Origin of the sequence: Nonomuraea sp. ATR24 (assembly GCF_041950485.1) — a bacterium.
Classification (GTDB): domain Bacteria; phylum Actinomycetota; class Actinomycetes; order Streptosporangiales; family Streptosporangiaceae; genus Nonomuraea; species Nonomuraea ceibae.
This window is the reverse complement of record NZ_JBGNUU010000003.1, coordinates 426,650-438,123: the sequence shown is the minus strand read 5'-3', so window position 1 is coordinate 438,123 and position 11,474 is coordinate 426,650. Positions and strand designations below refer to the sequence as shown.

The 11,474-nt window shown below is 73.3% G+C and carries 9 protein-coding genes; 7 read left to right on the top strand and 2 right to left on the bottom strand.

Going from position 1 to position 11,474, the window contains the following annotated elements:
* The first annotated feature begins 59 nt into the window (after window positions 1-59).
* The 5 genes from ACBI99_RS09620 (at window position 60) to sepH (ending at window position 7,044) form a co-directional block, all read left to right on the top strand.
* Complete coding sequence (locus ACBI99_RS09620) at window positions 60-1,265, top strand: MFS transporter (RefSeq protein ID WP_219507736.1); 1,206 nt, start codon at window positions 60-62, stop codon at window positions 1,263-1,265.
* 78 nt (window positions 1,266-1,343) lie between these two features.
* Complete coding sequence (locus ACBI99_RS09615; protein ID WP_246645342.1) at window positions 1,344-2,039, top strand: polysaccharide deacetylase family protein; 696 nt, start codon at window positions 1,344-1,346, stop codon at window positions 2,037-2,039.
* 38 nt (window positions 2,040-2,077) lie between these two features.
* A complete protein-coding gene (locus tag ACBI99_RS09610; protein ID WP_357591576.1) occupies window positions 2,078-3,355 on the top strand; it encodes a D-arabinono-1,4-lactone oxidase in 1,278 nt (425 codons plus the stop codon).
* Between the two features lie 87 nt (window positions 3,356-3,442).
* Entirely contained in the window at window positions 3,443-4,384 is a 942-nt protein-coding gene (locus ACBI99_RS09605) for a protease inhibitor I9 family protein (protein ID WP_375072123.1), read from the top strand.
* A gap of 161 nt (window positions 4,385-4,545) precedes the next feature.
* A complete protein-coding gene (gene sepH / locus ACBI99_RS09600; protein WP_375072122.1) occupies window positions 4,546-7,044 on the top strand; it encodes a septation protein SepH in 2,499 nt (832 codons plus the stop codon).
* 261 nt (window positions 7,045-7,305) lie between these two features.
* Here sepH and ACBI99_RS09595 read toward each other — a convergent pair whose 3' ends face one another.
* Window positions 7,306-8,973, bottom strand: a complete 1,668-nt coding sequence (locus ACBI99_RS09595) for a PH domain-containing protein (protein ID WP_375072121.1) — start codon at window positions 8,971-8,973, stop codon at window positions 7,306-7,308.
* 95 nt (window positions 8,974-9,068) lie between these two features.
* Window positions 9,069-9,590, bottom strand: a complete 522-nt coding sequence (locus tag ACBI99_RS09590; protein WP_219507730.1) for a PH domain-containing protein — start codon at window positions 9,588-9,590, stop codon at window positions 9,069-9,071.
* A 96-nt stretch (window positions 9,591-9,686) separates the two neighbouring features.
* Between ACBI99_RS09590 and ACBI99_RS09585 the strand changes: the two genes are divergently transcribed.
* Together ACBI99_RS09585 and ACBI99_RS09580 are read left to right on the top strand one after the other, a co-directional pair.
* Entirely contained in the window at window positions 9,687-10,652 is a 966-nt protein-coding gene (locus ACBI99_RS09585) for an ATP-binding cassette domain-containing protein (RefSeq protein ID WP_219507728.1), read from the top strand.
* Entirely contained in the window at window positions 10,649-11,455 is an 807-nt protein-coding gene (locus ACBI99_RS09580; protein WP_219507727.1) for an ABC transporter permease, read from the top strand. Before ACBI99_RS09585 ends, ACBI99_RS09580 begins: the two co-directional genes overlap by 4 nt.
* Window positions 11,456-11,474 lie beyond the last annotated feature (19 nt).

The following is an 11,474-nucleotide window of genomic DNA, read 5'->3' as shown; positions in this document are numbered from 1 at the left end:
GGTTGCGATCCGGACAGATGATGCGCGAGGGTGTGTCGGCACAGTAAGGAGAAACGCGGATGGTCGGGCCTTACCGGGGGTTGTTCAAAGGGCCCGGCGTCAAGGGTTTCGTGCTGGCCGGCTTCGTCGGCCGGATGCCGATGTCCATGCTCGGCATCGGGGTCGTGCTGCTCATCGAGGGCGTCACGGACTCCTTCGCGGTCGCCGGCGCGGTGGCCGGGGCCTGCAACGTCGCCTTCGCCGTGGCCGCCCCCATGTCGGCGCGGCTGACGGACCGGTTCGGCCAGAGCCGGGTGATCGTCCCCTTCGCCACCCTGAACGCGCTCGCGCTCGCCGCCCTCATGCTCAGCGCCGGGCTCGGCCTGCCCGACTGGACCCTGTACGTGTCGGCGCTGCTGGTCGGGGCCACGTCGCTGTCGCTCGGCTCGATGGTGCGGGCCCGCTGGTCCCACGCGCACAGCGGGTCGGCCAAGCTGCACACGGCCTTCGCGTTCGAGTCGGTCATCGACGAGGTGATCTTCGTCACCGGCCCGGCCCTGGTCACCGTGCTGGCCACGGCCGTCAACCCGTTCGCCGGGCTGGTCGTGGCGCTGGTGTGCATGTTCACCGGCTCGCTCGCGCTCGCGCTCCAGCGGCGCACCCAGCCGCCGATCCAGCCGGTCAGGACCGGCGGGGGCGGCAGCCCGATCCTCATCCCCGGCATCGCCCTGCTGTCGTGCGTCTACCTGGGGCTCGGCGCGGTCTTCGGGTCGGTGGACCTCATCACGGTGGCCTTCGCCACCGAGCACGGTGCGAAGGGCATGTCGGGGTTCCTGCTGGCCGCCTTCGCGGGCGGCTCGATGGTGTCGGGCCTGTGGTTCGGCTCGCGGCACTGGCAGATCTCGCTGCGCGGCCGGTTCGTCCGCTCGCTGGGCGTGTTCGTCGTCGGGCTGCTGCCGATCATGTTCATCGGGAGCGTGCCGGTCATGGCGGCCGGGCTGTTCCTGGCCGGGCTGGCCATCTCGCCGACGCTCATCACCGGCTTCTCGCTCACCGAGCGCCTGGTGCCGTCGTCGCTGCTCACCGAGGGCATGGCGTGGATCTCGACGGCGATCGGGCTCGGCGTCGCGCTGGGCGCCTGGGCCGGCGGTCAGCTCACCGAGCTGTACGGGCCGTCCGACGCCTACGCCTTCTCCCTGGGGGCCGCGGTCTTCGCCGTCGTCGTCGGGCTCGCAGGTTCGGGTTTCCTGAGACTTCCCGAAGCGCCTTCACCGGCCAAGAGCTGATCCGCTACGGTCGAGACATCCCTCGCAACATCCATCACATTGGAAACATTGCTTATGTCCCGACATCTCAGTTCACTCTTGGCCATCGCGGCTGTCACGGTCGCCCTCGCTCCCGCCCCCGCGCTCGCGGCCCCCGCCGAGGAGGAGGTCGACTGCACGAAGGTCAAGTGCGTGGCGCTGACCTTCGACGACGGCCCCGGCAAGTACGCGGGCACGCTGCTCGACACGTTGAAGAAGTACGACGCCAAGGCGACGTTCTTCCTCGAAGGCCAGTACGTGAAGAGCCGCCCCTCCTACGTCAAGCGGATGGTCGCGGAGGGGCACGAGCTGGGCAACCACAGCTACAAGCACCCCGACTTCACCAAGCTGACCGCGCCCGCGATCCGCTCGGAGATCCAGCGGACCAACGACGAGATCAAGAAGGCGGCGGGCGTCGAGCCCAAGCTGCTGCGTCCGCCGTACGGCATGTCGGACCTGACGACGTCGGAGGTCGCCGCCGAGTTCGGCATGCCGATCATCCTGTGGACCGGCGGCTCGGCCGACTGGAGCTCCAAGAACGAGGAGGCGATCAAGAAGCAGACGCTCAAGGTCGCCAAGCAGAACAGCATCGTCCTCATGCACGACTGGGTGAAGCAGACCGTCGACGCGATGCCGTCGATCATCCGGACGCTGCAGAAGAACGGCTACCACCTCGTCAAGGTGAGCGACATCGTCAAGCACGAGAATCTGAAAGCCGGTGACACGTTCCCCCTCCCCGAGGGCTGGGATAAGTGAGTATCGTTCGCGTTTAGTCGGACGACAGGGGTGTGCGCGTGGCCTTCATCAACTGGGCGGGGAACCAGGCCATCGAACCCGCCGAGGTACGCGTCCCCACCTCCACCGGCGACGTCGTCCGGGCCGTGCGTGACGCGGCGGCGAGCGGGCGGCGGCTGCGCATGGTGGGAACGGGCCACTCCTTCACCGGAGTGGCCCTCACCGACGGCCTCATGCTCCGCCCCGACGGGCTGACCGGCGTCGTCTCCTGGCACGGCGACAGCGTCACCGTCCTGGCAGGCACCCCGCTCCGCACGCTCAACGAGCTGCTCGGCGAGCGCGGCCTGGCCCTGGCCAACATGGGCGACATCACCGAGCAGACCGTCGCGGGCGCCATCCAGACCGGCACCCACGGCACCGGCCGCGACACCGGCGGCCTGGCCGACCAGGTCACCGCCCTGGAGCTGGTGCTCGCCGACGGCACGGTGACCACCGCCGGGCCCGGCGAGGACCTGTTCGACGCCGCCCGGGTCGGCCTGGGCGCGCTCGGCGTGCTCACCTCCGTCACCTTCCGCGTCGAGCCCGCGTTCCTGCTGCGCAACGAGCGCCGGCGGATGCCGCTGACCCGCATCCTCGACTCGCTCGACGAGCTCACCTCGGGCAACGAGCACCTGGACTTCTTCTGGCTGCCGCACACCGACGCGTGCCTGGTCAAGACCAACAACCGCCACCCCGGACCGGCCAGCCCGCCCGGCGCGTTCCGGCACTGGCTCGACGCCGTCTTCCTGGAGAACACGCTGTTCGGCGCCGCGTGCGCCGCCGGCGCCCGCGTCCCGGCGCTGATCCCGCGCATCAACGCCGTCAGCGCCGCCGCCCTCGGCGACTCCGCCTCCGTCGACACCTCGTACAAGATCTTCACCGCCCGGCGGGACGTGCGCTTCCTGGAGATGGAGTACGCGATCCCACGCGAACGGCTCGGCCAGGCGCTGCGCGAGACCCGCGACCTGATCGAGCGGACGGACTGGAAGATCACCTTCCCCGTCGAGGTCCGCGTCACGCCGCCGAGCGACGCGTGGCTGTCCACCGCGTACGGGCGGCCGACCGCCTACCTCGCCTGCCACGTCTACCGGCCCACGCCCAACCCCGCCTACTTCGCCGGCGTCGAAGAGATCATGACCCGGCTCGGCGGACGGCCCCACTGGGGGAAGCTGCACACCCGCGACGCCGCCTACCTGGCCACCGTCTACCCGCGCTTCGCCGACTTCACCGCGCTGCGCGACCGGCTCGACCCCGGGCGCCTGTTCGCCAACGCCTACCTGGACACCGTCCTCGGCTAAGCCTTTGGTAAAGAACCGGCTGGCGAATCGACGGGATCGCGTGTCCCGCACTCCGTGAGCGGCCCGCGGGCGGCACCCTCTTCGCTCGTGCCCCGACGATTCGGCCTGCCCTCCCTGTACCTCGCGGCGGCCGTGGTCACCGCCGCCGCGACGGCCGTCACCACCGCTGTCCCCCTCATGACGCCCGCCTCCGGCCTGGCCGCCCGGCCCCGCCACGCCGAGCCCGCGCACCCGTACATCGTCACCGCGCGCGACCGGGCGGCCGCCCGCGACCTCGTCGGCGAGGTGCGCTGGCGGGTGCGCCGCTACTACACCGCCGCCCTGCCCGGCTTCGCCACCGTGCTCAACGCCGCCGAGGAGGCCGAGCTGCGCGCCGACCCGCGCGTGCTCGCCCTCGAACCCGACCGCGCCATCCGCCCCGCTCCCGGGCGCGCGGCCACCCCCGCCCGCACCCCCGGCGGGCGCGGCGTCACCGTGTACGTGGTCGGCAGCGGCATGGACGTGGACCGGTTCGGCGACCGCGCCTGGCGGGCCTTCGACGCCACGGGCGGCACCGGCCACGACTGCACCGGGCACGGCACCCGCGCCGCCCGCGCCGTCGCCGCCACCGCGCCCCACGCCAGGATCGCCTCCGTGCGGACGGTCGGCTGCCACGGCGCCGGCAGGCTCTCGGACGTGCTCGCCGGGCTCGACTGGGTGCGCCGGCACGCGCGCGGCCCCGCCGTCACCAGCGTCCCGCTCGACACCGCCGGCTCCCCTGCCCTCACCACCGCCCTGCGCGCCCTCGTCAGATCCGGCGTCTTCGTCACCGCCACCGGCCCCGGCGCCTGCCGGACCGCGCCCGGCGAACCCGCCTACACCGCCGCCGCACCCCATCTCGCCGGCGCCGCAGCCGGATACCTGGAGTCCCATCCGGGCGCAAATCCGGCGGATCTGGCGACTTGGCTCAAGTGCCCGTCGGTGCGCGGCGCGATTCGCCAGAATCCGTCGAGGAGCTCTAACCTCCTCCTGCGCACCGGTGGGCTCTGAAGGGGATGGATTCGTCAAATGTGACCGGCGTCACATCGCCTCCGGGCTATCCCAGGAAGGCGATGTTCGGACATGCCGGGTACGGTGCTGGCAGGCAACCGGCACACGCGAGAGACTCAAGGGTCCGGGGGAAGAATGGCGACGCTGACGAAGGGACTCGCATGCAGGAGCTCCGACTCGTCGCGGTGAGTGAGGACGGCACCTACCTCGTGCTGGCGACTGCCGGACGGGGTACACGCTTCACGCTCCCCGTGGACGACCGGCTCCGTGCTGCCGTCCGCGGCAACTTCTCCCGTCTCGGCCAGTACGAGATCGAAGTGGAGAGCCCGTTGCGTCCCAAGGAGATCCAGGCCCGCATCCGAGCAGGTGAGACCGCGGAAGAGATCGCCGCGACCGCCGGCATCCCGGTCGAGCGCGTCCGCTGGTTCGAGGGCCCGGTCCTCCAGGAGCGCGAGTACGTCGCCCAGCAGGCCCAGCGCGTCACCGTCCGCATGCCCGGCGAGTCCTCGCCCGGCCCCACCCTCGGCGAGCTCGTCGCCGAGCGCCTCAACCGCCGCGGCGTGCCCACCGACGAGATCGACTGGGACTCCGCCAAGCGCGACGACGGCCTGTGGCGGGTCAAGCTCGGCTACGTGTGGAACGGTCACACGAGACACGCCGAATGGCTCTTCGACCCGCGCCGCCGCCACGTCACCCCGCACGACGACGAGGCGCTGCGCCTGTCGTCCGCCGACTTCGACCCCGACCCCGTGACCGAGGACACCACGGTCACGCCCTTCACGCCCCGCGTCGCCAAGCTCCAGCCGGTGCCGCCGCTGGCCTCCGACCCGCTGCCGTTCCCCTCGGTCATCCGCAACGAGCCCGATCCGGAGCCCGCCCTGGAGGCGCCGTTCGACCGGCAGCCGCCGCGCGACCCCGCCCGGGAGACCGGCCAGACCCGCCCCGCCGACCCGCACCGCCGGGCCGGCTCCTCACCCTGGCTGCCCGACTTCGGCCAGTCACGGGCGACGGACTCCGAGTCCTTCTACGCCCCCCGCCCCACCCGCGACCCCGACCCCCAGCCTTCCTTCACCCCGCCACCGGCCGCGCCGCCGTCGCCTGCCGCGTCGTCTCCTGCCGCGTCGTCGCCCTCGGCCGAGCCGTACGCGCCCGCCGAGTCACGGTCGCCTGCCGAACCCCGGCCGCCTGCCGAGAGCCGGTCGCCTGAGACGCCGTCGCCGTACAGGTCGTCGGCGCCCTCCTTCCTGCCGCCATCGGCCTCACCGTCCTCCGCGCAGCCCGAGGACACTCCCGTCCCGTCCCTGCCCGCCGCCGCCGCTGCGGCTCCCCCGGCCGCCGACATCCCAGCCCCGGACACCGAGGCTCCCGCGCAGGCCCAGCCCGCGACGGCACCGGCCGCCCCCCAGGAGCCGGCCCCGGCCCCGCTGGCTGCCACGCCCACCGAGCCCGCCACCCCGGAGCCTTCACCGGCGACCGGCGACACCACCGCGCCTCAGGCAACCACTTCCGAGCCTGCCGCAACGCCGTCCCAGCCCACGCCCACGCCGGCCGCCGAGGCAGCCGCTCCCGCCACCCCGGACACCGCACCGGCAACACCGGATGCCGCCCCGGCAACGCCGGATGTCGCTCCGGCAACGCCCGCCGCTGCCCCGGCCCCCGTCGAGGCGGCCACCGCCTCCCCGGAGGCACCGGCCCCCGCTGCCCCGGCTCTCCCCGTACAGGAAGAGAGCGCCCGCGCCGACGCGACCCCGCCCACCACAGCGGACCAGCCGAAGCCCCCTGCCCAGGAGGCCCCGGCCCCGTCCGCCACCCCGGCCGAGGCAACCCAGGACGAGGCCCCCACGGCCGCCGCCACCCCGGAACCCGCAGCGCCCGAGGCCGCCGCCACCCCGGAACCAGCGCCGGAGGCCGCCGAGAAGCCGGCCACCCAGTTCCCGGAGCCCGCCACCGCGCAGCCCACCGCGCCCGCGAAGACCGAGGACTCCCCGGAGCCCACCCAGCCCGAGGCCGCACAGGCCACCGAGCCGGACAAGCCCGCCGAGCCGGTCACCACCACAGCCGACGACCCCGCACGGCCCGAGGCGGCCAAGGCCGAGGAGCCCGTCGCCAAGTCCGACGCGTCCACCGAGGCCGAAAAGCCCACGCAGCCCGACGTCACCAAGGCGGAGGAGCCTGCGGAGCCAGCCGCCGCCAAGGCAGAAGAGCCCGTCGTCACCGAGACCGACGAGCCCGCACAGGCCGAGGAACCCGCACAGCCGGTCGCGGCCAAGGCCGACGAGCCCGCACAGGCGGACGCCACCAAGGCCGAGGAGCCCACCGCCGCGAAGACAGAAGAGCCCGCCGAGCCCGAGGTGCGAAGCGAGCCCGAGGAGGCCACCGCCTCCACCACGCCCGCCGAGCCTGACGTACAGGCTGCGGCCGAAGCCAAGGGGGCGGCGCCCAAGCCGGGGCCGAAGCCCGGGCCCAAGCCGGTGCCTGCGGCACGGCCGAGCGAGGAGGACGCGAAGGACAAGCCGGCGGCCAAGGAAGAGCCGCCGGTGCCGGTCCCGTCTCCCCCGCCCGCCCCGGCTGCCCGGCAGGCCCGCAAGGGTTCGCGGGGCCGTCGCGCCTCGGTGCCGACGTGGGACGAGATCATGTTCGGCGCCCGCCGCCAGGACTGACCCGCCACATCCGCGCGAAACGACGACCGGGTGGAGCTGGACGACGGCCCCACCCGGTCGCAGACCCGCCGTAAGCGACCTCCTTCGCCCCCCCGGATCCACCAAGAACGGGCGCGGTCAGGACGGTTGCAGCTCGTCGAAGAAGGCGAGGTCGTCGGCGGGGTCCGGGCTCACGAGGCGTTCCAGGCCGGCGGCCGTCATCGCCGCCCATCGACCGGCCCGTGGCCGCCAGGCTGGCCGCTCGCCCCGCTTGACCGGCCCTCAGGACCCTCCCGGGCCGTCCGGGCTGTCAGAGCTCTCACCGTCCTGCTCGGGGAGGTCCCCGTGCCGCTCGGGGCCGTTCCCGTGCCGCTCGGGGAGGTCCCTCTGCCGCTCAGAAAGGTCCCCGCGCCTCTCGGATACGGGTGCCAGGAAGGGGGCCAGCCAGTCGGGCGTCACCTCGGCCGGGAAGGTTCTGGCCTGGGCCTCGGAGACGTCGACGGCCGAGTAGCCGCCCCGGCCCGCGCCCACGCCTGCCGTCAGCGTCACGACGCCGGCGCGCCGTTGGAACCAGGTCTGCCGCAGCCGCCACCCCACGACGGCGCGCCGCTCCACCACGGCCTGCGTACGCCGCAACGACCCGCCGCGGACGGTCACCCGCTCGCCGTCGTAGCCGTGGCCGAGCGACCGGTAGCGGTCGAGCCCGAGCGGCACCCCGACGGCGGCCAGCAGGAGGGCCAGCACCAGGACGATCCACCAGATCAGCGAGGCGGTCAGCACGGCGGCCGCGGTGGCGAGCGCGGCGACGGCCAGCCACGGGAAGACGGCGCGGAACAGCCGCCGGTTGCGCGCCACCGGCGGATGGGGGCGCAGCTCCGCCCGGTAGGGGCCGACGGCGTTGCTGGTGACCTGGCGGGCGACGGCCCGGGGCACCACCGGCAGGAGCTGGCCGCGCGTCTCGGAGTCGCCCAGGCCGGTCACGATGGCCCACGCCCTGGCGACGCCGGCCCAGCGTTCGGCGAGGCCCTCGGCGATCTCGTAGCCGCGTACGCGCCGCGATTCGAGCGACACGCTGCGCCGGTTGACGAGCCCGCGTTCGGCGACCAGGTAGCCGTCGCGCCGTTTGAGCTTGAAGTCCCAGTTGAACACCGCGTACATCACGCCGCCCACGAACGGCATGGCCACCACGAGCAGCACCGCGATCGCCACGAGCAGCCACGGGTGCTCCCAGAGCCAGGTGCCGGCCGTCCAGGCGGCGTCCCTGCCGAACCCGAGCTCGTCCCCCCACTGGAACGCCAGCCCCACCGCGCCGCCCGCCAGCGCGAACGGGGTGAGCAGGTAGGCCCCCGACAGCGGCCCGTACAGCAGCCACCGGCGCGGGACGGCGGTGATGACGCGCTCCTCCGGCTCGTGCGGCCGCTCCGGCACGGCGCCCGGCCCGGCGGGGTCGAGGGCGCCCTCGGGCACAGCGGTAGCCGTCCCGGAACCGGCGGCGTCCGGGCCGGGGTGCGCGTGGCGGGCGGCGGCGGCGCGGCGCAGGAGGACGGGCTTGAGGCGTTCGGCCTCGTGGCGGGTGACGCCGTCGAGCGTGGCCTCGCCGTCGCCGCCGCTCGCCCCCGTGTCGATCTTCAGCACGGACAGGCCGAGGAGCCGGTGCATGGGCGGGGTGGACACGTCGACGCCGCGCACCCGTTCGAGCGGGATCGTCCGCACCGACCGGCTGATCAGCGAGCGCTTGATCTCCAGCCGGTCGCCGATGATCTCGTACGTGAACGTGGCCCAGCGGACGACCGCGAACACCACGGTGCCGACCAGGCCCAGCGCAGCCCACAGGTAGGACCGGCCGGAGAAGCCGCCCACGACGAGCACGCCGACGAGCGGCACGAGCAGCGACGGCAGCATCCGGACCGGGTCGATGAGCAGCACCTTGGGGCTCAGCCTGAGCGGCACCCGGGGCGGCGGGAACGTACCGGGCCCCTCCGGCGGCGGGCCCGCGGGACCCTCCGGAAGGGACGGCGGCGGAGGGGGCGGCGGCGGGGCGCCGGTCACGTGGCGTCGTCCCTGAGCTGCTCGGCGCGGCGGGCGAGCTCTTCGGCGAGCCCGGCCGCCACCTGGTAGTCGAGCCCCTTGATCGTGGAGGACCCGGCGTGCGAGGCGGTGCGGATCTCCAGGGTCGCCAGCCCGAGCATCCGTTCCATCCACCCCTGTCCCTTGTCGACCGTCTGGATGCGACTGACCGGCACGAACACCCACTCCCGGGTCAGGAACCCCTGCCGGGCGTAGACGACATCTCCCGACAACTCCCACCGGTGCACCGCGTAGCGCACGAACGGCTCCGCCACCAGGAACGGCGTCGTCAGCACGCCCACGACGACCGGCAGCAGCCACGGCGCGCGGGCGAACCAGCCGGGCACCCACGACCAGCCGCTGCCGCCCACCCAGCCGCCCACGAGGATGGACCCGCCCACGAGCAGCACGAACCCGATCAGCGCCTCCAGCAGCCAGAGCCCGCGGGCTCTGGGCGAGACGCGGTTCGCCGGGTCGCGGAGCGGGCCAGTTGAGTTCACGACTCCAGCTTAGGGCTCGCGCCCATGTCAGCGATCTGTCAGCGGCCGGTGGAGCGTGTGGGCAAAGTGTCAGTGGCGTCGGGCAGGGTGATGCCCATGGGATACGCGATTGAAGCCGAAGGCCTGGTGAAGCACTACGGCGAGACCAAGGCGCTCGACGGCGTCGACCTCGCCGTGCCGGCCGGGCGGCTGCTCGGCGTGCTCGGGCCCAACGGCGCGGGCAAGACCACGGCCGTGCGCATCCTGGCGACCCTGCTGGTGCCCGACGCCGGGCGCGCTTCGGTGCTCGGTTACGACATCGGCCGCCAGGCGCACCAGGTCAGGTCGCTGATCGGCCTCACCGGGCAGTACGCCGCCGTCGACGAGATGCTCACCGGGGTGGAAAACCTGATCATGATCGGCCGGCTGCTCGGCCTGTCCCGGAGCGAGGCGCGGCGGGAGGCGACGGCGCTGCTGGAGCGGTTCGACCTGACCGAGGCCGGGGGGCGGGCCGCCAAGACGTTCTCGGGCGGCATGCGCAGGCGGCTCGACCTGGCCGCGAGCCTGGTGGGCCGGCCGAAGGTGCTGTTCCTCGACGAGCCCACCACCGGTCTCGACCCGCGCAGCCGCACCGAGTTGTGGGGCGTGGTGCGCGGCCTGATGGCCGACGGGGTGACCGTCCTGCTCACCACCCAGTATCTGGAGGAGGCCGACCAGCTCGCCGACGACATCGTGGTCTTCGACCATGGCAAGGTGATCGCGACCGGCACCTCCGACCAGCTCAAGGCCACCACCGGCGCCCAGGTGCTGGAGGTGCGGCCGATGGAGGAGCACCAGCTGGAGCTGGTGGCCAAGGTCGTCACCGACGTCGTGGAGGAGACCCCGGCGATCGCGGGCGGCAAGGTCACCGCCGCCGTGCGCGACCCGGCCGTGGTGCCCGCCGTCGTGCGCCGCCTCGACGACCTCGGCATCGTGGCCACCGAGCTGGCGCTGCGCAAGTCCAGCCTCGACGAGGTGTTCCTGGCGCTGACCGGGCACCGCGCCGAGGAGCCGGAGAAGACCGACGAGGAGACCTACGCATGACCGCGACCACCGCCTCCCTGCCCGCGCCGCCGAGGCGGGTGAGCCCCGGCGCCACGGTCAGCCAGACGATGACGCTGGCGTGGCGCAGCCTGGTGCAGATCAAGCACAACCCGTGGGAGCTGCTCGATCTCAGCATCCAGCCGATCATGTTCCTGCTGCTGTTCACGTACGTGTTCGGCGGCGCGATCTCCGGCTCGACGGGCGACTACCTGCAGTTCGCGCTGCCCGGCCTGCTCGTGCAGAACGCGCTGTTCTACACGCTGTCCACGGCGATCGGGCTCAACACCGACATCACCAAGGGCGTCTTCGACCGGCTGCGGAGCCTGCCGATCGCGCGCACCGCGCCGCTGGCCGGGCGGGTCATCGCCGACACGTTCAAGCAGGTGTGGGCGTTCGCGCTGCTGGTCGGGTTCGGGATGGCGCTCGGGTTCCGGGTGACGACCGGCGTGGCCGGGCTGCTGGGCGCGCTGGCGCTGCTGGTGATCGTGGCGCTGGCGATGTCGTGGATGTCGGTGCTGATCGGGCTCAAGGCGTCGAGCCCGGAGAAGGTGCAGATGGTGGCCTTCTCGGTGATGATGCCGCTGACGTTCACCAGCAGCGCGCTGGTGTCGCCCGACACGTTCCCGGGCTGGCTGAAGGCGTGGTCCGACGTCAACCCGGTGAGCCACCTGTCCGACGCGATCCGCGGGCTGATGATCGGCGGCGAGGTGGCCTCCCCGGCGCTGGTGTCGCTGCTCTGGTCGGCGGGTTTCGTGGTGGTGTTCGCGCCGCTGGCCATCAGGGTCTTCCGCACCCGCCTCTGACCGGCTCCCGCGAGCCCGG